Source organism: Lampropedia aestuarii (assembly GCF_004803635.1).
Taxonomy (GTDB): Bacteria; Pseudomonadota; Gammaproteobacteria; order Burkholderiales; family Burkholderiaceae_C; genus Lampropedia; species Lampropedia aestuarii.
In genome coordinates this window covers 158,250-178,361 of record NZ_SSWX01000001.1, presented here as the reverse complement: position 1 = coordinate 178,361, position 20,112 = coordinate 158,250, and the positions used below count along the sequence as shown (strand labels likewise).

Below are 20,112 nucleotides of genomic sequence, written 5' to 3'. Positions count from 1 at the left end.
CGCGTTCTCAAACGTTGCGTGCCGCCGAGATGCTCAAGCACGGCACGCGACTGGCCAGCGCTTGCAAGCCTGCTGCGCTGAGTGTGGCTTGCAAGCGCTGCACACGCCTGGCAACGCGCTGCGCGTCATCGTGGCTGGTCCGTTGGACAAACGCAATCCAACCCGCCCAGGCCAGCGTTTGCAGCAGCGGGTTGAGCAAACCTGGGTGGCTGCGGTACGCGGGCAGTTGCGCCAAAGTCGCATAGCTTTGGGAGCCACTTTGCAACGCATCGAAAATGGGTTGTACCTGTGCCAGGGGCAGCTCGACAGGGCCAATGCGGGTTGGCAGCGCGATCGCGGTTGCGTTCGCGCCCGGTTGTGCGGCCTGAGCGGCCGGCAGGAGTACCAGCTGCTGCGCCAGCAGTTGCTGCCGGTGCGCGGTTTCAGACAAAGGCGTTGCGCTTTTTTGGTAGAGATCTCGCCGCAGATTCTGGTGACGGGCAATGTCCTTGGCCGTTTCAATGTGTGCCGCGCCCATGCCCTGAGTCTGCATATGGGCAAACACGCCTTGCAGCTTGGCAGGCAACGACAACGCATTGATGTTCTCGATGGCCGTGGCACTGCCGACATACTGGCAGTCGATGGTTGCGAAGGCCTGCATCACATCTGAGACATGGTGGGCGCACCAATGCGCGTTGAGAAACTCGTGCGCCAGATAGCTGTCGTCCATGCCGTTGATGCGCTCGAGCTCACGCAGCAAGGCTGGCTGCTCTACATAATTGCCTGCCCCTCCCTTGGCCAGTGCCATCACCAGGCTGAGGCTGTCGCGCACTTGGGCCGAGCTGCTGCTGTTGCCAAGCCGCTGGGCATTGAGCACCATCAGGCGCTGCGTAGCAGACAGGCTGGCTGCGCCTGGGTGGCTGTTATAGGCCAGGTAAGCGACACCTTGGGGGGCCAGGTAGCGGCCAATCAGTTGGTGGACCGCTTCGCGCACAGCAGGTGCAATCCACGAATACACGCCGTGGCTGACGATGTAGTCAAAGCCGCTGCCAGTGAGTGTTTGAGCGGTCGTGGTGGGGTCGCCAACATCGGCGCAGACCAGCTGCACATTCTCCAGGCCGCTGGCCCGTGCCCACGCTTGGCCTTGCAGAATTTCACGCGCACTCAGGTCAATGCCTACAAAGCGTGCCTGTGGGTAATTGGCAGCGGCAGCCAGCAAATTGCAGGCACTGCCGCAGCCAAGCTCGAGCCAGGTGAAGGCCGCATCCACGGCAGGAGCGGCAATGCCCAGGCCTGTCAAACAGGCATGCAGCCACTGCGGCATCATTTCGCGATGAAAATGGGCCGGGTAAGCGACATCGGTGATATAGGTGTCAGAGCGGGTGGGCATTACAGGGCTTAGGGTGAAAGCAAAGCAGTCGCTGTGCATGGGTGGTGTGCATCGGCGCAACCAAAGCGCGCGAGCAGTGGCAGCGATGGTCCATGCAAAAACCACCTTGGCTGGGTGAGCCAAAGTGGTTTTGCAGGCAAGCGGCGTTGCGACACGCTGTGCATCGGTGGACTTAGACCCTGTTCATCCTCTCCACGCGGTCTGCGTCGAGAGGAAGGGGAGGCTGTTAGATCGTAAACACGTTCTTAGAACGAGCCGGTCAGTGTCAGGTAATAAGCCCGGCCGGGTTCGTTGTAGGACGCCGCGCCTGCGGATTCGGAGTTGGCCGTGCGGTACAGGCGTTTATTGCCCAGGTTCTCAATACCGAAGCCGGCGCGCAGGTTCTTGTTGATCGTGTAGGTCGCACGCAAACCAAACAGCGCGTAGGAGCCGCGGCCTTCGGTGGTGATCGCATCGCCACGTGAACCTACAGTGCGTGGTTTTTGCTTGCCGTAGACCGTCGCAGTCAACTCGGTGTTGAATTTCTCATGTACGCGCCAGTCCAGCGTGCTGTTCAAAGTGAATTTGGGAATGATAGACAAAGGCTGGCCTGTGTCCTTGTTCTTGTTCTGATCCATCACCGTCAGGTTATTGAACAGCTTGAGCGTGTCGCCGTTGTGGCCCAGAATAGGGATGTTCAGGCTGCCTTCCAAGCCACGCACCTTGGCTTTGCCTGCGTTATACCACTGGAAGCGGCGGAATGTGCCGTAGTCATCGGGTGTCGCGAAAGGCATATCGGCCACAATTTTATTTTTGTAGTCGTTGTCAAAGTACGCGATGGTGGCATCCCAGCCTTGGTGGTTGGTCCAAGCCAAGCCGATTTCTTTGTTGATGCTGGTCTCCGGCTTAAGGTCCGGGTTGCCTTGAATATAACAAGGGCCGCTGATGCCGGTTGGGCAGCCATTGCCCATCGTCGTGTACCAGTACTCGGGGTTGGATTGGTAGATATTCGGTGCTTTGAAGGCACGGGCGATACCGCCGTTGACCGACCATTGGCTGCTCAGCTGGTAAGTAGCGTTCAGGCTAGGGCTCCAGTTGCTGCCAAAGTTTTCGTGGCGGTCCAGGCGCAGGCCTGGTGTGACAACCAATGCCTCGTTGACGGCAATATTGTCTTCCAGGTACAAGGCCCAGGTGTCTGAGCTGGATTTGCCGGTTTTGCTGGTCTCAAAGCCTGCAGGTGGGTTCGCATTTTGCGAGCCTGGATCTTTGATTTTTTCCTGGCGGTATTCGAGGCCTGTGGTCAGCACATGGTTCATGCCACCGGCGCTGAATGGCGTGTACATCTCGCCGTTGAGGTAGTAGTTTTTCAACTCCGAGTTGTTCCACGTGAGCGGATCGGTGAATGCGCCTTCCGAGGAGCCTGCTGCGCCCTGGTTCAGGTAGCGGCGGTTGGTGTCTTCGTATTGGAAGATCACGCGCGAGTTGCCCATATCACCCCAATTGCCACGGTGCGTGACAGCGGCCGTGCGGCGCAGGATGCGGTTGGTCTCTGCGCCTGAGTCGGTCAGCTGCTGCTGAATCGGGTTCAAGCCGCCCTGGATGAAACGCTCGCCAGTGTAAATATTGCCTTGGCGGCTGACACCGGCTTCAAATTCCAACACCTGGTCAGGCGTCAAATCCCAGCGGATCAGGCCGTCGATGTCGCGGTTGCGCACGCCTTCGCGGCCTGCCGCTGGGCTGGCTTGTGTGCCAAATCCGTCATTGATGCCTGGATTGTCGCGGTTGGTTTTGGCGACGTTGCCGTAAAGGCGGAATGACAGGTTCTCGGCCATCGGGCCGGCCAGGTTAAAGCCCAGGCGTTGTGAGCTGCCTTCGTTTTTCTCTTGCGGAGTGCGGTAGTAGACAGTGGCTTCGCCTGAGAGTTGCTCGGTCGGCTTTTTGGTGATGATGTTGATCACACCACCGGCAGCCCCTGAGCCATAACGGGCCGCGGCTGGCCCACGCAGCACTTCAATGCGTTCAACGGCAGTTACTGGCACCCAGTTGGTGTCACCGCGCGTGTCGCGCTCGCCAGTGCGGCGCATCATGGACGAGCTGCGTGACTGCACCGGCTTGCCATCGACCAGAATCAACGTGTTTTCCGGGCCCATGCCGCGAATGTCGATTTGACGCTGGTTGCCGAACGCGCCGCTTGAGCTGGCACCGGTCAGGTTCACGCCTGGCATCGTGCGAATCAGCTCGGCCAAGTCGTTTGCAGGCGGGCGGTCTTCAATTTCCTCGGCGGTGATGATCGACACACCGACGGCCTGCAGCAACTGGCTTTCAGCTGTCACCGTGACTTCCTGCAGCAATGCCTCTTCGGCTGCATCTGGCACCTGGGCCGCACTTGGCTGAATCAGCATACTCGCCGCACTGGCAGCGGCGACGGAAAGCAGGGAGCGGCGAAAGCGATGGTGGATAGGTGCGTGCGGCATACAAATGGTTTCAGTCAATACACAAGAATGATGTTCAATAAATTGTAATGAAAATAAATCGCATTCAACAATCTAAATGGTAATTATCAATAAATTATTAAAAAAACGGCATTCGAGGCCGAAAATGTGGTGCTTTTACCGCACTGCGACACACCACATGGGCTGGCTTTGCCATGCACAACTGCCTGTGCGTTGCAGGAGCGGGGCGCTGCGCGGATAATGCGGCCCTTATGCCTTCAGATGGACAGACCCCTCAAAAAACCAGCCGTGCAACCTTGGGTGATTTGCGCGCGTTGCGCCGCGCTCAAGTGCCCTCCAGCGACCGCGACAAGTCAGTGGCCAGTGCGGAGCCTGGCCAAGAAACAGCCACCACAGCGGAGTCGGCCGCGCCGCGCCAGACGCCCGCTTTGCGCATCGATTTTCCAGACAATTTGCCAGTCTCGGCGCGCCGCCAGGAAATCGAGCGGGCCATGCGCGAGCACCAGGTGCTGATCGTCAGTGGTGAAACCGGCTCAGGTAAAACCACCCAATTGCCCAAAATCGCCTTGGCCCTAGGCCGTGGTTTGGGGCGCAATTACAAAGATCCCCAGAGCGGGAAACGCGGCCAGTGGATTGGCCACACGCAGCCACGCCGCATTGCCGCTTCCAGCGTAGCCAAGCGCATTGCCGAAGAATTGCACACGCCCATGGGCGAGGTGGTTGGCTACAAAGTGCGCTTTAACGACCGGCTGGGCCCGGATGCGCGTGTCAAATTGATGACCGATGGTATTTTGCTGGCCGAAACACAGACGGATCCGCTGCTCAAGGCCTATGACACGCTGATCATCGACGAGGCGCATGAGCGCAGTCTGAATATTGATTTCTTGCTGGGCTACCTGAAGCAAATCCTGCCGCGCCGCCCCGATCTGAAAGTGATCATCACCTCGGCCACCATCGATGCCGAACGGTTTGCCCAGCACTTTGCCAGTCGCAAAGGCGGGCAAAGCATTCCGGCGCCGGTGATTGCTGTCTCTGGGCGTACTTTTCCTGTGGAGATCCGCTACCGCCCATTTGAAGAGACCAGGGACAGCGACCTCAATACCGCGATTGCCGATGCCGTCGATGAGCTCTGGCAAAGCCGTGCTGGCGGCGATATTTTGGTGTTTCTGCCAGGCGAGCGCGAGATCCGCGAAGCGGCCGACCATTTGCACAAGCATTTAGCGCATGACCCCTTGCGCCGCCACAGCATTGTGCTGCCCTTGTTTGCCCGGCTTTCACAAGCCGAGCAGGACCGGGTGTTTGAGACCGGTGGCCCGCCGCGCGTGGTCTTGGCCACCAACGTCGCTGAAACCTCACTGACGGTGCCAGGTGTGCGCTATGTGATTGATGCGGGCACGGCCCGCGTCAAGCGCTATAGCTACCGCAGCAAGGTCGAGCAATTGCTGGTCGAGCCCATCAGCCAGGCCGCTGCCAACCAGCGCAGCGGTCGCTCAGGTCGGGTCGCCGACGGTATTGCGATCCGCCTCTATGAAGAAGAGGGCTTTGCCAGCCGACCACGCTTTACCGACCCCGAAATTCTGCGCAGTTCGCTGGCCGGCGTGATCTTGCGTATGAAGTCACTGGGCTTGGGGGCGGTTGAAGACTTTCCGTTTTTGGAGGCACCGTCACAACGCGCGATCACCGATGGCTACCAACTGCTGCAAGAGTTGGGTGCGATGGACGAGTTCAATACGCTGACTGATGTGGGCAAGCACATGGCGCGCCTGCCGCTGGACCCACGGGTCGGGCGCATGCTGCTCGAAGCCAAGGGCCGCGGCGCTTTGCAGGAAGTGCTGGTGGTGGCTGCTGCCTTGTCTGTGCAAGATGTGCGCGATAGGCCACTGGACAAACAAGCGCAGGCCGACCAGCAACATGCCCGCTTTGACGATGAAAAAAGCGAGTTTGTCAGCTACCTCAAACTCTGGCAATGGCTGCACGATGCCCGTGGCGGCAAAACCGGCGGCTTGCCGTCGGCCAAACAACAAGCACAGGCGGCAGCGCAGGCCAAAAAAGCGGGTAGAAACCATGCCGCTTTGCCGGTCGCACAACGCAGCAGCGGCGCCAGCCAGGCGGCCGCGCCTGCAGCACCACCGGCAACGAACCTGGCTGCGCACAATGAGGCTGCCAGCCACAAACTATCGAATCGGCAGTACGAGCAACTGCTCAAAAGCAGCTTTATCAATATTCGGCGCGTGCGTGAATGGCGCGATATCCACCAGCAATTGGTCGCGGCTGTGACCGAGCAGGGCTGGCGTGTGCAAGAACAAAAAGCGGCTGCCAGTTACGAGGCGCTGCACTTGTCTTTGCTGGCGGGCTTGCTGGGCAACGTGGGCTACAAGCAAGAAGACAACGACTGGTATCTGGGCGCGCGCGGCATCAAGTTCTACCGCCACCCCGGCGCGCATTTGCGCAAGAAGCCAGGGCGTTGGGTGGTTGCTGCCGAGTTGGTCGAAACCACGCGCTTGTTTGGCCGCGAGATGGCCAATATCGAGCCGCAATGGCTGGAAGAAGTCGGCGGGCATTTGCTGAAAAAGCAATTGCTGGACCCCCATTGGGAGCAAAAGGCAGGCGAGGCGATTGCGCTGGAGCGCGCCACGCTCTATGGCCTGGTGGTCTATAGCGGCCGCAAGATTCCATACGACCGCCTGGACCCGTCTGCCGCGCGCGACATCATGATTCGTCAGGCGTTGGTGCAAGGCGACTATGCCGAGGACTGGGAGCGCAAATTCCCGTTTCTGGTGACCAACCGCAAGCGCATTGCCAAAGTCGAAGAGCTGGAACACAAGTCGCGCCGGCAAGACGTGCTGGTGGATGAAGAGCTGATTTATGCGTTTTACGACCAGTACATTCCTGAGGCCATCGCCAATGGTCGCCAGCTGGAGCACTGGTACCGGCAAGAGCGCCAGTTGCAGCCGCAATTGCTGGAGCTGCAAAAAGATGCGTTGATGCGCCACGAAGCCGCAGGCATTACCAGCCAGGCATTTCCGCCAACGATCAAACTCGCCGGCATGGACTTGAATGCCACGTATTTGCACGAGCCGGGCAATCCCCGTGATGGCGTGACTGTCAGCATCCCGCTGTATGCGCTCAACCAGGTGCAGGAAGAGCGCGCTGACTGGCTGGTGCCTGGCATGCTCAAAGCCAAGGTACAGGCCTTGCTCAAAAGCCTGCCGCAGCGTCCGCGCTCGCGTTTGCTGCCTCTGGCCGATACGGCGGAGGCGATTTGCCAGGAATGGCTCGATCCAAGCCATTTTGCGCAAAGTGATTTAAACGAAAAATTGCGCCAGTGGGTGCGGGCCAAGACGGGTTTGGAGATCAAACCCACGGATTTCAAAGCCGATATGCTCAGCCCGCACCTGTTCATGAACTTTCGCGTAGTCGACGAGCATGGCCGCCAGCTGGGCCAAGGGCGCAATCTGGCCGCCCTCAAAGCCGAATGGGGCCAACAGGCGCGTGGCGCTTTCCAGGCCTTGGCGGGCTTGAAACTGGCGGGCGCGGGCAGCGCGGATACGCAGGGGCCACTAGCGGCAGCAACCCCACGGGCTGCGCCCGCGCAAGCTGCTGTAAGCAGCCGTGATCAGCACAGCAAAGGCCACGCAGCGGCCACGCCAGCCAAGCAGAGCAAGGCGCAAAACAGCAAGCCAGCCGCAGCGCAGGCCCACGCGTTGGGCGAGCCAGAACAGCGCCACACTGAATGGGACTTTGGCGAGTTGCCCGAGATCATGGAGTGGGGCAAGGGCAGCCGCAAACTGGTGGGCTTTCCAGCGCTGGTAGACCAGGGCGATGCGGTGACCATCGAGGTATTTGACGAGCCTGAGGCGGCGGCCAAAGTGCACCGCAAAGGGCTGACGCGCTTGTTTGCGCTGCACATCAAGGATGCGCTCAAATATCTGGAGAAAAATATCCCGGATATGCAAAAAATGTCGATGGCCTTTATGCCGCTGGGCAGCCTGGAAGAGTTGCGTGAGCAAATCATCCAGACCGCCATGCAGCTGGCATTTTTGCAAGAGCCATTGCCGATCAATGCCCAGCAGTTTGAGCAACGGGTACAAGACGGGCGGCCGCGTTTGAGCCTGCTGGCCCAGGAGGTGGCCCGTCTGACCGCACAGATACTGGCTGAGTACAGCCTGGTGGTGCGCAAGCTCAAAGACACCAAGGGCGCTGATGCAGCCGTGGCCGATGTGCGCCAGCAGCTCGACCGCCTGGTCAACAAACGCTTTGTGCAAGAAACGCCACAAGCGGCGCTCAAGCACTTTCCGCGCTACCTTAAAGGCATGCTGGTGCGGTTGGATAAATACCGCGAAGACCCGGCACGTGACCACAGTCGCATGCATGAGCTGCTGCCTCTGGAGATGCGTTATTGGAAAAAGCTGGCTGAACGTCGGGGCCAAACCGATGACATTCTGCAGGACTACCGCTGGCTGCTGGAGGAGCTGCGCGTGAGCTTTTTTGCCCAGCAGCTGCGCACGCCACAGCCAGTGAGTGTCAAGCGCTTGGATAAAGTGTGGGGACAGGTGGTGGCTTAAACCATCGCTGGCCGCACCCGTCGGTGTGCGGCCAGTGGCAGCCGCCAGGGACTGTCAACTGATGGATATTGGCTCTCTTTGATGTAAAAAATGCACGCAATGCAATGAAATGCGTGCTTTTTGTTGTCAGATGTGTTGAGGCGCAATACAGAGCGTGCCAAAATACGCCTCCGTAAAATGCCGCAGTTTGCGATTTTTTACTTTTGAGAGTTGAGACGTTTTGAAACTACAAACACTATTCAAAACACTTCAAAACACACTTTCGCCATGAAAGAGTATGGCGCACCACTTTTATTTCAGGATGGGTATAAAAATGCAGAAGCCTAAGAACCAAGCGCGTGGTTTATGGATTGCCGCAGCAGTGGCTACATTGTTTTTGGCAGGTTGCGAAACAACCGGCATTCGCATGGGCGATGCCAGTGCCAAAACTGTCGCCACTGGCAGTGCCGCGGGCTCTGCATACAGCAACGTCCATGACGGGCTGGAGCGTTGCGAATCGCCGCTGGGCACTATTTCCTTGGTGGAAAACGAAACGGCCGGTTGGTACACCATCTTGCGCAATGAGTACCGCTTGCCACCAACGGCCAATCTGCTGCGTTTGCTGGTGCAACAATCGAACTGCTTTGTGGTGGTCGAGCGCAGCAATGCGGGCATGAACGCGATGAACCGCGAGCGTCAAATCGCCCAGGGCGGCCAAATGCGCCAAGGCAGCAATTTTGGAGGTGGCCAGATGGTCGCTTCTGATTACGCGTTGACGCCAGAGATTATTTTCAGCGACGACAATACCGGCGGCATGCTTGGTGCGGTTGGCGGCTTGCTGGGTGGTGGTGGTGGTCGCGCGCTGGCAGCAGTGGGCGCCAGCACCCAGACCCGCGAAGCATCAGCGATGCTGACCTTGGTCGATAACCGCTCTGGTGTGCAGATCGCGGTTTCTGAAGGCAGTGCTTCGAAGACCGACATCGGTGGCTTTGGCGCGCTGTTTGGTGGCGTTGCAGGTGGTGGCCTGGGCAGCTACACCAAAACTCCGCAAGGCAAGGTGATCTCTGCAGCCTTCATGGATGCGTACAACCAAATGGTGGTCTCACTGCGCCAATACCGTGCGCAGACGGTCAAAGGCCAAGGCTTGGGCGGTGGTGGCCGTCTGGGTGTAGATGGTGCAGCAGCTCCGTCGCAAACTTCGGCAGGCGCGCCTCGCATGAATCTGCGCTCTGCGCAGAACCTGCTGAACGACATGGGCTATGACGCTGGCACTGCAGACGGCAAAATGGGCGCGCGCACAGCCAATGCGTTGCGCCAGTTCCAGGAAGACAATGGCTTGCCAGCCACGGGGCGTCTGGACCAGGCCACCTCCAACGCGCTGCAAAACTGAGTTTCTCTGGTTTGAGTGATATCAGGCTGGCGCCCTCATAGGCGCCAGCCTTTTTTATGGCTTGAGGCACCCTCAGCCCTCGCCGCTGCCTATGCTGCAGTGCATTTGCAGTAGTGCAGGCGCATCGGTGACAGACACGCAGGGCTATCGCCGGCTAAGCTGGGGCATGCACTTTCAATCCATGCCCTATCCCGAGATGCCTGCAGCGCAAGCGATTGCCAGCAACGGTATCGTGTTGTCCACCCATGTAGCAGGCCGCGGCCTGCCGGTTGTGCTGCTGCACGGTTTTCCTGAATTGGCGTATTCGTGGCGTTTGCAGATCCCCGCGTTGGTGGCGGCAGGCTGCCAGGTGATCGTGCCGGATTTGCGCGGCTTTGGCGCGACGGGCCAGCAAGGGGAGCTTGGCGATTACCGCATGCAAAACCTGGCCTTGGATGTGGTGGGCATGCTAGATAGTTTGGGTATCGACCGGTGTGTGGTGGTGGGCCATGATTTTGGCGGTGCTTTGGCTTGGACCTTGGCTCGTGACCACGCGAGCCGCTTTGTGGGGGTGGCCTCGCTCAATACACCGTATACGCGCCGCACCGACAAAGACCTGATTGAGACGCTGCGCAGCTACCGTGGCGAGAGCAATTACATGGTGTATTTTCAAACCCCAGGGCAGGGCGAGGCGTTGCTGGGCGCTGATGTACGGGCCACTTTTGCCGGCTTGATGACACGCCCCAACGCATTGCTGCGCAATTTCGAACAAGCACCTCAAGAGCTGCAGAGCTTGCCCGCGACCTTGCTCGGGCAGGACCAGCGCATCCAGGGTGAGTCTTTTTTGAGCGAGCCGCAATTGCAGGTGTTTGTCGATGCATACCAAAAAACCGGCTTCACAGGCGGGCTCAACTGGTACCGCAATTTAAGCCGCAATTGGCATGACACGGCAGGCGTTGTTGACAAGGTTCAGCTGCCAGCGCTGATGGTGTGCGCTGAGTACGATGCATTTTTGCCACCAGCAACGACTGAGGGCATGGAGCGCCATGTCCCCTTGATGCAGCGCGAATTGATTCTGGATTGTGGCCATTGGACGCAGCAAGAGCGACCTGATGAGGTCAATGCCTTGCTGTTGGCATGGCTTCAACAGCAAGCCTGGCTCTGACAATAGCTCAGTAATGCGGCGGCAGCTCGGCCCGCGGGTCAAGGCTGGCATCTTGGCTGCCACGCGCTTGTGACTGCTGCAGGCGTTGCAATTGTGCGCTCAATTGGTCGATGTGTGATTGCTGTTTGAAGACCAGTAAGTTGAGTTGTTCGAGCAAGTCATCGCTGTAACTTTGCTTGATCTCCAGCTCGGTCAGGCGTTTGTCGGTCTCAGTTTGAAAATCGGCATCGCTAGCGGATGGTGCAGGTGTTGGTGTAGAGGTCATGGCTGCAGCTTTAGATTTTGCGAGATTTGGATAGTGTGAGTGTGCCCGTCAATGGGACTTTTTCCGCGCTGGTGGCTGTTTGCCTGACTGCGCTTGGCGCTGTGCGGTTCTGCATGCGCTGGTCTGCGCGCCGCTGCGCCTCTAAGGTTTTGACGTAGATCTCTTCGAGTTGCTGGCGCGCCCACGGGGTTTTACGCAAGAATTTCAGGCTTGAGCTGATCGTCGGATCGAGGTAGAAGCAGCGCACGGGAATGCGCTTGTACAGCTCCTTGAAGCCATAGTGGTGGACCAGGTCCGTCAGAATGCGCTCCAGGGTCAGGCCGTGGAGCGGGTTGCGCGGTTGTTCTTGCAGTGTCATGCGCGCATTGTCGGGGATTTTGCTGCTTGTAGGGTGTGCTGCTTGCTGGCACAGCGATCGTTTTTGCCATGCAACAGGCTCTGAGCACCAGGGCGGCGGCATTTTTTAGTATGCTTGTCAGATCCTGGTTTTACACATGGCCCTTGGCACAGGCCCATCACGCTTTTCTTCTATGTCTAATCGCACCGCTTTTTTCGTCTCCGATGGCACAGGCATTACCGCAGAGGCCTTTGGCAACGCTATTCTTGCCCAGTTTGATTTGAATGTGCGCAAAGTGCGCCTGCCGTTTGTCGACACCGTTGACAAAGCGCATCAAGCGATACGCCAAATCAACCACACCGCAGAGCTTGAGAACAACAAACCGGTTGTGTTCACGACGCTGGTCAACCCTGAGATCCAAGAAGTGGTGGCAACGAGCTGCAAGGGCTTGGTGATGGACATGTTTGGCAGCTTTGTACGTCCGCTGGAGCTGGAGCTGGGCGCCAAATCGCACCACCGCGTAGGCCGCTTTACCGACATCAGCAAGAGCAAGGAATACTCGGACCGGATGGAGGCGATCAATTACACCTTGGCGCATGATGATGGGCAATCCAATAGCGACCTGTCCAGCGCGGATGTGATCCTGATTGGCGTCAGCCGCAGTGGCAAAACGCCCACCAGCTTGTATTTGGCCATGCAATACAGCATGAAAGTGGCCAACTACCCGCTGATTCCGGAGGATTTTGAGCGCCAGCAACTGCCGCCTGCGCTGCTGCCCTTGAAGAAAAAACTGTTCGGGCTGACGATTGATCCCGAGCGTTTGAGTGAAATCCGCAACGAGCGCCGCCCTGGTTCGCGCTACGCCAGCATACACAACTGCCGCATGGAAGTGGGTGAAGCCGAGACCATGATGCGCCGCTCCGGCGTCCAGTGGCTCTCGACCACCACCAAGTCGATTGAAGAAATCTCGACCACAATTCTGCAAGAGCTGATGCCAGAGCGCATGTCGGGACGCTAAGGCGGTCTTATTGTATTTCCCTGCCCTGCACGATGGCTTTTGCAGCGATGCTACTGAGCCGGGATGTCTGTTGGAGTGCAGTGGTCGTAGCAAGCGGCCCTTGCAGGCGTCTGGACGTGAGCTTGCACCGTCGCAGCCTGATCGATTCACTGGATGCACGCTAGCTAGCGATAGGCGCAATCGATGTGCATAGTGGTAGCCCAGCCCACTGGAATGGGCATGGTCGTGAAGGTATTGCCTGGCATTAAGCCAGGCACGGCTATGGCAATAGGCAGCGCGGGCCCGATCAGAACGGCCCTTTGAAAATAAAAAATGCCCCCAGGCCAATGCAGCCAAAGCCTACGAGGTGGTTCAGCGTCAGGCTTTCTTTCAGCACCAACACAGAAAACACGGCAAACACCACCAAGGTGATGACTTCCTGGATGGTTTTTAATTCCGCTGCCGAATAGAAGCTGTGGCCGAGGCGGTTGGCGGGCACAGCCAGGCAATACTCCAGCAAGGCAATCGCCCAGCTGATCAGCACCACTTTGACCAGCGGCGCTTGCGGGAATTTCAAATGCCCATACCAGGCAACGGTCATGAAAACGTTGGAGAGAACCAGTAAAAGAATGGGTAACCACTTAGCCATATGCGACCTTTGCATGAGAGAGCGAGCCTGAGCCACAGGCTTTCGTAGACCCGCATGATGCACGATGTGGGCCTTTGTGCTGGCCCGCTCGCGCTGGATCGCATGCCAATCAATACACATCGCCCCGATCGCATGCAGCCAGCTGTGCAGCAGGCCAATCCTGCAGCGGGTGATGCTTATGGTTGGCTGCCTCTGAAAGAGAACGTGATGTGTTCCTGCATGAGCTGCTCCAGGTGCGCAATCGGCTGCGGCTTGCCGATGAAGTAGCCCTGCCAGCGCATGCAGCCACTGTCAATCAGGTAGTCGATTTGTGCCTGGGTTTCAACCCCCTCAGCGATCACCTGCAAGCCCATGCTGTGGCCTAGGCTGATGATGCTGCGTACCATGCGCGCATCATGGGCATTGTGCTGAATGTCGCGGATGAAGCTGCGGTCGATTTTGAGCTCGGTCAGTGGCAAGCGCTGCAGGTCGCTGAGTGAGGAGTAGCCCATGCCAAAATCATCCAGCGAGAAGCCCACTCCATGCGCGCGCAGAGCGCTGATGCGTGCAATGGCGCTGTCAATGTCCTCAAACAGCATGCTCTCGGTCAGCTCGATGATCAATTGGCGCGCGGGTGCGCCAGTGTTGGCAATGGCCTGTACCACGGTGTCGACAAACTGGGCGTGCTTGAATTGTTTGGGGCTGATGTTCACTGACAGCGTCAGGTGGGCGGTTTCGCTGCGCTCGGCCCATTGCGCCAGTTGTTTACAGGCTTGGTGCAGCACCCAATTGCCCAGCGGCAAGATCAGATTGCTTTGCTCTGCGGTGCTGATGAACTTGTCGGGTGAGACAAACACCTCACCGTGCCGCCAGCGCAACAGCACTTCGGCGCCGATGAAGTTGCTTTTCTCCACCTGGGGCTGGTAATACAGTACAAACTCACTCATCGCCAAACCCGCTTTGATGTTGCGCTCCAGCAAGGCGCGGGCGCTGGCATTTTCCTGGGTTTGGGGGTCAAAGAAATGCACCGTGCTTTGGCCATTTTGAGCCGCTTGCCTGCGCGCGATTTGGGCGCGGCCCAGCAAGTCTTCTGCGCTGTGGCGCGTGCCTTTGAATAAAGTGGCGCCGATGCATGTGCTCAGGTGCAAGCTGCGCTCTGCCAGTGTGTATGGCTGCTGGATGGCCGCGACCACGCTGTTGCCAATTTGCTCACACATGTGCACGGCCGTATCTTCTGCCAGTGCGAGCGCGTTCAGCAATATCGCAAATGTGTCGGTATCGATGCGTGCTATTGTGTGGTCCGCAGGCAAGAGAGGGCGTATGCGCTGCACCGTTTCTTTGAGGATGGCATCCGCCTGTGCGTTGTTTTTGCCATCGCGCAGTCCGCGCAGCTGCTCCAGCTTCAATAGCAGCAAAGCACCATAGTGCGGGTGGTGCAGGCTGCTGATGCAGGCTTGCTGCAGCCTGTCTAGCAGCAGTTTGCGATTGGGCAGCTTGGTCGTGAGGTCGTAAAAAGCCAGCAAGCGGATATCGTCTTCGGCTTTTTTATGGCTGCTCACATCGACCAGTGTCAGCACAATCTGGTCATCGAGCACGATGCCCGAGAGCTCCAACACCCGGTGCTGCTCCTGCTGCCTGCTGTGCAAATGGATCTCTATGGTCTCCAGCATGCCGCTGCGGGTGATGGAGGCGCTCACTTGCTGTTGCCAGCGTTCATGGATGGTCTTGGGGGAGCCGGCCTGGTTCAAGGCCTGCCACCAGTCATCGAGCGTGAGTGGATTGGAGCCTTGCCAAAGAGAATAAGACTTGAAGCGCTCATTGATGAAATGGATGTGCTGCTCTGTGTCGGCAATGCACAGCCCTACGGGCAATTGCTCAAAGATTGTTTCGTTTTTCTCGATCCGCCGCTGAAGCTGGTTTTGCAGCAATTTGGATTGGCTGTTGTCGTGCAACACCATGATGTCGCGGTCTGTCAGCGTATGCTTGATGTTTTCCAGGCTACTGGGTGTATAGCGGATGCGCAGCAAATCCACCCAAACTGGGTAGCCCAAGTTGTGCTGCAGGCGCAAATCAGAGACTTTTTCGTACAGATAGTGGGCATCTTCTGAGGGCAGGATGTCAGGATGCTGGAGCTTGACCAGATCGTCAGGATGGGTGATTGAGGCGATGGTGAGCCGCTGCAGTTCGTCGGCTTTGTAGCCCAGCAATTGGCTCAAGCGCGGCGAGGGCTTGTGAAAATAGCCATTCTCGCGGTCGAGCTCAGCTGCAGGAATCAGCGGGTGGTTGAGAAAGGCGAAATAACGCAACCAGCCTGTATGGGCTTGCTCCTTGTAGCGCTGGCCCGAATCGACCAATTCAGTCTCGCGCATGCGCAGAAGAATCAGCCATGCGATCAGCAGCACCAGGCCAGAAATGACCAGGCCCCAAGGCGCAGCTTGGGAGATGGTCGTGCTTGATGACAGTTGCGCGCTGGAAGTGAAGGCCAGCTCCACGCGCTGGCCCATGATTTGCATGGCAATGTGCAAGCTGTCCTTGTTCCAGCGCATGGAGGGCTGCATTTCTGCAATAGGAACGGGCATTGGCGAGACAAAGGCATGCACATCGAGGGCGTAGGAGGTGGCCAGACGCTGCACTTCACGCAGCCAGTCAGTGAAAACCAAATCTACCCCTATCACGCTGGCAATATCGGGACTGCCAGTGGCGCTGTTGCGTGCTGCCGGTATGGCCACCAAGGTCAAGCCATTGTTTTGTGCAAATGCGCGCACTTCAATGCCGCCACGGTGCTCTTTGAGCGCATTTTCAATTCTTTTGCCCAGCAGGGTATCTGATTCGACTGGAATCATGCGCACAATGCGGGTGCTGGCAAGCTCCGGATTGGCGATGGTGATATTCCAGGCGTCCACCAAGGAACTGCCTTCATGCAGTGGTGCACTGGTGAGGCTGAATTGCACGTTGGTGAGAAAGCGCCCATAGGCTTGTGCACTGGACTGGAGCGCGTAGGCAAACTCCATCGACTGCGCCTCTAAGCGGCTTTTCTCAAGCTCGTTGTTGCGCGCATGGGTGCTCTCCAGTAGCAGTAGCAAGCCGATACCCATGCAGCCGACGATAAGGCCTGCAAACACCCAGAAACTCCGCCTTGTATGGACAGGCATGGCACGTGCTGCAGGCATGCCTGCATTCGCTTGGCAGGCTTGGGAGTGGGGGGTGTTAGAAGGGTGCAAGTCTGGCCTGATGGTCAATGCAATAGCGCAAAGTATGCGTTGAAATCTTGCCTGCAGGAGAGACAGGGTTTTTGCGCAGGCATTGAGGTGCGGCCAATGCGCCATTGGGCCGGACCTATTTAATTATAGACTTACGCGGTTGGAGTCCAACCCGAAGGATGAGGCACACCAAAGCGGCTTGCATGCCTTCTTTGTATGGTGTGCGCGATGGCGTGGAGATTTTGAACAGGCTCTTGGTGCATAGCGGGGCTGCGGCTCAAAGCGGGCCACATTGCTGAGCAGCGCAGCTCAGGATACACGACCGCCACTGCAGCGGATATGGCCGGCCAGATCGTGTCGATGCGCGATGTGTTTAAACCCTGCGCGCTGCAAAATAGTGGCCACATCCTGCGCCTGGTCCCAGCCGTGCTCAAGCAGCAGCATGCCGCCAGGCTTGAGGTGCGCTGGTGCTGCCTGGGCGATCACGCCAATGTCGTGCAAGCCCTGCTGGCTGCTGACCAAGGCCTGCAGCGGCTCGTGGCGCAACTGGGGCAGATGGTGGTCATCAGGCCTGATATAAGGGGGGTTGGAGACGATCAGGTCAAACGGGGCCAATTGGGCCGCCACGACAGGCTCAAACCAACTGCCGTGCAGCCACTGCACGGGCAGCGCCAATTGCGCGCCGTTGGCTTTGGCAACCTGCAATGCATCCTGACTTTGATCGACGGCCCAAACCTGCGCGTCGGGGCGCTGGCTTTGAATGGCCAGTGCAATCGCGCCACTGCCCGTGCCCAAATCCAAGACGCGGGGCTGTTGGGCGCTCTGCAGCACGTCCAAGGCCCACTCCACCAATGTTTCGGTGTCTGGGCGTGGATCGAGTGTGGCGGGGGTAATCTGCAGCGTCAAACCGAAGAATTCTTTTTGGCCGGTCAGGTACGCGATTGGTACGCCATCTTGGCGTTGGGCCAGTAACGCTTCAAACTGCTTGAGCTGTTGTTGCGTTAGCAGTGCATCGTCATGGCTGATCAGCCAGGCGCGCTGGTCCAGTGGGCGGCCAATGCTGTGCAGCAGCAACAGCTGCACATCCAGGCGCGGCAGACCCGCTTGTTGTCCGATCTGTAGCGCGCGCGCGACTGTGACTGTGACAGGGAGGGCAGTGGGCATGGCAAGAGGCGCTAGGTGGTGCGCTGGGTTGACTTGGGGTGGATTGCCGCTGCTTGCTTTACTCTGGCTGCAATTGGGCGATTTGTTCGGCCTCACGGGCGCTTTGCAGTGCGTCCAGCACTTCTTGCAAATCGCCTTCCATGATGCTGAGCAGCTTGTACAGCGTCAGGTTGATGCGGTGGTCAGTCAGCCGCCCCTGGGGGAAGTTGTAAGTGCGGATGCGGTCTGAGCGGTCGCCGCTGCCAATCAGGCCTTTGCGCATGGCGGCATCTTTGGCGGCTTGTTCGTTGCGCTCTTTCTCTTGCAGGCGCGCGGCCAGAACCTGCAGTGCCTTGGCCTTGTTGCGGTGCTGGCTGCGGTCGTCCTGGCATTCTGCAACGATTCCGGTGGGCAAGTGGGTCACGCGCACGGCCGAATCGGTCTTGTTGATGTGCTGGCCACCTGCGCCGCTGGCGCGGTAGGTGTCAATGCGCAGCTCGGCCGGATTAAGCACCACGGCCGCGGTGTTTTCATCGGGCTCAGGCAGCACAGCCACGGTACAGGCGCTGGTGTGAATGCGCCCTTGCGTTTCGGTTGCAGGCACGCGTTGCACGCGGTGGCCACCCGACTCAAAACGCAAGCGGCCATAGACGTCCTTGCCTTCGATGCGCAGCACGACTTCCTTGTAGCCGCCTAGCTCACTTTCATTGGCACTGATGATTTCGACGCGCCAACCCACGCAGTCGGCATAGCGGGTGTACATGCGCAACAAATCACCGGCAAACAGGGCCGACTCATCGCCACCGGTGCCAGCGCGGATTTCCATGAACGCGTTGCGCGCGTCGTCAGGGTCGCGTGGCAGCATCAGGCATTGCAGTTCCGCTTCAAGGCTGCGCATTTGCTGCTCGGCACTGGCGATCTCTTCTTGCGCCATTTGCCGGGTTTCGTCATCGCAGTCCGGGTCTTGCAGCATCTCTTGCGCGGTGTGCAAATCGCCCGCCAAGGTCTGATGGAGTGCATAACGCCCGGCAATTTGTGTGACTTCGGCGTGTTCGCTGGCAATCACCCGATACTGCTTCATATCGGCCATGATGTCTTCGCGAGAGAGCAGAAAATCCAGCTCCTTGAGGCGCTCGGCATACCGCTCGAGCTGGTGCTTCATAAAGGTTTGCATACATTGGATCTGAATGGGGCTTGGGCACTAGGCCAGAGGGATGCCTGTGTGGACTGCCCAAGCACTCAAAAGGAGATGGTCTGCTGCATAGGAGGGGAGGGGCTTGCCTTACCATGCAGAAGGCGTGTGAGCGGGCGCAAGTGGCGCGCGAGCCAAGAGCGTCGCTAATGCGTTTTAGCGGCAGCTGCAGTGCTTTGGTTGCGCAAGAACATGCGCGAGACCATTTGCGCGGTGTGCTGGCGCTCGCTGGCGTCGCCATTGCGCAATTCGGTAACGGCTCCGTGCAGCATTTTTTTCGACAGATTATTGGCCAAGGCTTGCAATACCAGCTCCGGGTCTTCGCCACGTGCGAGCATTTTGCGCGCACGAGCCACTTCCATCGCATTCCAGGTCTGGGCTTGCTGGTTCAGTTGCTGAATCAGTGGTACGGTGGCTTGGCTGCTATTGCGTATCTCCAGCCAGCGTACAAATTGCTGCACGCCAGTGTCAATAATGGCTTCGGCCTGCGCGACCGCAGCAGCGCGGTGGGCTTTGCCGCTTTGCACCACATGGGCCAAGTCGTCAACGGTGTACAAATACACGTTCTCTTGTGCCTTGACTTCCGGTTCAATATCGCGTGGCACGGCCAAGTCAACCATGAACATCGGCTTATTGCGGCGCTTTTTCAAGGCCCGTTCGACTGCGCCCAAACCGATAATGGGAACGCTGCTGGCGGTGCAGGAAACCACAATATCAAATTCATGCAGCATGTCAGGCAGATCGCCTATGCGCAGCGTTTGCGCGCCCAATTTCCCTGCGAGCTTCTCGCCACGGTCCAGCGTTCGGTTCGCTACGACCATGCTTTTGGGGTGCTGCGCGGCAAAATGCGTGCTGACCAATTCAATCATTTCACCGGCGCCGACAAACAGCACTTTCAGTTTGGTGAAATCTTCAAACAGTTGGCTGGCCAGGCGCACGGCTGCAGCGGCCATGCTGATGCTGTGTTCGCCGATCGCCGTGCTTGAGCGCACTTCCTTGGCAACGGCGAAGCTGCGCTGAAACAGTTGGTGCAAAGTGCTGCCCAATGCGCCAGCCTCTTCAGCTGTGCGCACTGCTGTTTTCATTTGGCCCAGGATTTGCGCTTCGCCCAGCACCATCGAATCCAGACCGCTGGCGACACGAAAAGCATGGCGTGCGGCCTTGTCTTCATCCAGGGTGTAGGCATATTGGGACAACATGCTGGCTGACATGCCGCCGTTTTTGGCCAGCCATTCCAATGACGCGGCCTGTAGCGGCGTCTCGGCGGCACAGTAGATTTCTGTTCGGTTGCACGTCGACAAAATGGCCGTTTCGATAGGCCCGGCAGTGGCTGCAGACAACGACTGCTTCAAGCCGTGCAAAGCAGGGGCGATTTGGTCAACCGCGTACGCAAAACGGCCCCGCAAATCCAGCGGAGCTGTTTGGTGGTTGATGCCGAGTGTCCAGACTGCCATGTCTGCTATTATAGTTT

13 protein-coding genes are annotated in these 20,112 nt (G+C 58.3%); 4 read left to right on the top strand and 9 right to left on the bottom strand.

Annotation, left to right across the window (positions count from 1 at the left end; all coding sequences use genetic code 11):
* Positions 1-7 precede the first annotated feature (7 nt).
* Positions 8-1,369 (bottom strand): class I SAM-dependent methyltransferase, encoded by a 1,362-nt coding sequence (locus E8K88_RS00740; protein WP_168797207.1) that lies wholly within the window; start codon positions 1,367-1,369, stop codon positions 8-10.
* Positions 1,370-1,614: 245 nt separating this feature from the next.
* The gene (locus E8K88_RS00735; protein ID WP_136404720.1) at positions 1,615-3,822 is read right to left on the bottom strand and encodes a FepA family TonB-dependent siderophore receptor; all 2,208 of its coding nucleotides are present in this window, start codon (positions 3,820-3,822) and stop codon (positions 1,615-1,617) included.
* A 230-nt stretch (positions 3,823-4,052) separates the two neighbouring features.
* Between E8K88_RS00735 and hrpA the strand changes: the two genes are divergently transcribed.
* From hrpA to E8K88_RS00720, 3 genes are all read left to right on the top strand, one after another.
* Entirely contained in the window at positions 4,053-8,366 is a 4,314-nt protein-coding gene (gene hrpA, locus E8K88_RS00730; RefSeq protein ID WP_136404719.1) for an ATP-dependent RNA helicase HrpA, read from the top strand.
* Positions 8,367-8,679: 313 nt separating this feature from the next.
* Positions 8,680-9,735, top strand: a complete 1,056-nt coding sequence (locus tag E8K88_RS00725; RefSeq protein ID WP_136404718.1) for a peptidoglycan-binding protein — start codon at positions 8,680-8,682, stop codon at positions 9,733-9,735.
* Between the two features lie 166 nt (positions 9,736-9,901).
* Positions 9,902-10,879 (top strand): alpha/beta fold hydrolase, encoded by a 978-nt coding sequence (locus E8K88_RS00720; protein WP_168797206.1) that lies wholly within the window; start codon positions 9,902-9,904, stop codon positions 10,877-10,879.
* 7 nt (positions 10,880-10,886) lie between these two features.
* Here E8K88_RS00720 and E8K88_RS00715 read toward each other — a convergent pair whose 3' ends face one another.
* Positions 10,887-11,144, bottom strand: coding sequence for a SlyX family protein (locus tag E8K88_RS00715; protein WP_136404716.1), 258 nt, complete (start codon positions 11,142-11,144; stop codon positions 10,887-10,889).
* Between the two features lie 10 nt (positions 11,145-11,154).
* The gene (locus E8K88_RS00710; RefSeq protein WP_136404715.1) at positions 11,155-11,502 is read right to left on the bottom strand and encodes a VF530 family protein; all 348 of its coding nucleotides are present in this window, start codon (positions 11,500-11,502) and stop codon (positions 11,155-11,157) included.
* 172 nt (positions 11,503-11,674) lie between these two features.
* On the opposite strand from E8K88_RS00710, the gene ppsR reads away from it, so the two are divergent.
* On the top strand, positions 11,675-12,499 hold the full coding sequence (gene ppsR / locus E8K88_RS00705; RefSeq protein ID WP_136404714.1) for a posphoenolpyruvate synthetase regulatory kinase/phosphorylase PpsR: 825 nt from the start codon (positions 11,675-11,677) through the stop codon (positions 12,497-12,499).
* 286 nt (positions 12,500-12,785) lie between these two features.
* Here the strand turns inward: ppsR and E8K88_RS00700 are convergent, their stop codons facing one another.
* From E8K88_RS00700 to hemA, 5 genes are all read right to left on the bottom strand, one after another.
* Positions 12,786-13,127 carry a DMT family protein gene (locus E8K88_RS00700; RefSeq protein ID WP_136404713.1) on the bottom strand — a complete coding sequence of 114 codons (342 nt, stop codon included), beginning with the start codon at positions 13,125-13,127 and terminating at the stop codon, positions 12,786-12,788.
* A gap of 176 nt (positions 13,128-13,303) precedes the next feature.
* Entirely contained in the window at positions 13,304-16,228 is a 2,925-nt protein-coding gene (locus E8K88_RS00695; RefSeq protein WP_168797205.1) for a putative bifunctional diguanylate cyclase/phosphodiesterase, read from the bottom strand.
* Between the two features lie 387 nt (positions 16,229-16,615).
* Positions 16,616-17,470, bottom strand: coding sequence for a peptide chain release factor N(5)-glutamine methyltransferase (prmC, locus tag E8K88_RS00690; RefSeq protein ID WP_136404711.1), 855 nt, complete (start codon positions 17,468-17,470; stop codon positions 16,616-16,618).
* A gap of 58 nt (positions 17,471-17,528) precedes the next feature.
* Positions 17,529-18,623 (bottom strand): peptide chain release factor 1, encoded by a 1,095-nt coding sequence (prfA, locus tag E8K88_RS00685; RefSeq protein WP_136404710.1) that lies wholly within the window; start codon positions 18,621-18,623, stop codon positions 17,529-17,531.
* Between the two features lie 164 nt (positions 18,624-18,787).
* Complete coding sequence (hemA, locus tag E8K88_RS00680) at positions 18,788-20,095, bottom strand: glutamyl-tRNA reductase (RefSeq protein WP_136404709.1); 1,308 nt, start codon at positions 20,093-20,095, stop codon at positions 18,788-18,790.
* Positions 20,096-20,112 lie beyond the last annotated feature (17 nt).

Excerpts from the sequence above, each read along its gene's own strand:
- hrpA (WP_136404719.1), top strand. The coding sequence starts at position 4,053 with ATGCCTTCAGATGGACAGACCCCTCAAAAAACCAGCCGTGCAACCTTG.
- E8K88_RS00715 (WP_136404716.1), bottom strand. The coding sequence starts at position 11,144 with ATGACCTCTACACCAACACCTGCACCATCCGCTAGCGATGCCGATTTT.
- E8K88_RS00720 (WP_168797206.1), top strand. The coding sequence starts at position 9,902 with ATGCACTTTCAATCCATGCCCTATCCCGAGATGCCTGCAGCGCAAGCG.
- prmC (WP_136404711.1), bottom strand. The coding sequence starts at position 17,470 with ATGCCCACTGCCCTCCCTGTCACAGTCACAGTCGCGCGCGCGCTACAG.
- prfA (WP_136404710.1), bottom strand. The coding sequence starts at position 18,623 with ATGCAAACCTTTATGAAGCACCAGCTCGAGCGGTATGCCGAGCGCCTC.
- E8K88_RS00735 (WP_136404720.1), bottom strand. The coding sequence starts at position 3,822 with ATGCCGCACGCACCTATCCACCATCGCTTTCGCCGCTCCCTGCTTTCC.
- E8K88_RS00710 (WP_136404715.1), bottom strand. The coding sequence starts at position 11,502 with ATGACACTGCAAGAACAACCGCGCAACCCGCTCCACGGCCTGACCCTG.
- hemA (WP_136404709.1), bottom strand. The coding sequence starts at position 20,095 with ATGGCAGTCTGGACACTCGGCATCAACCACCAAACAGCTCCGCTGGAT.
- ppsR (WP_136404714.1), top strand. The coding sequence starts at position 11,675 with ATGTCTAATCGCACCGCTTTTTTCGTCTCCGATGGCACAGGCATTACC.
- E8K88_RS00740 (WP_168797207.1), bottom strand. The coding sequence starts at position 1,369 with ATGCCCACCCGCTCTGACACCTATATCACCGATGTCGCTTACCCGGCC.
- E8K88_RS00700 (WP_136404713.1), bottom strand. The coding sequence starts at position 13,127 with ATGGCTAAGTGGTTACCCATTCTTTTACTGGTTCTCTCCAACGTTTTC.
- E8K88_RS00725 (WP_136404718.1), top strand. The coding sequence starts at position 8,680 with ATGCAGAAGCCTAAGAACCAAGCGCGTGGTTTATGGATTGCCGCAGCA.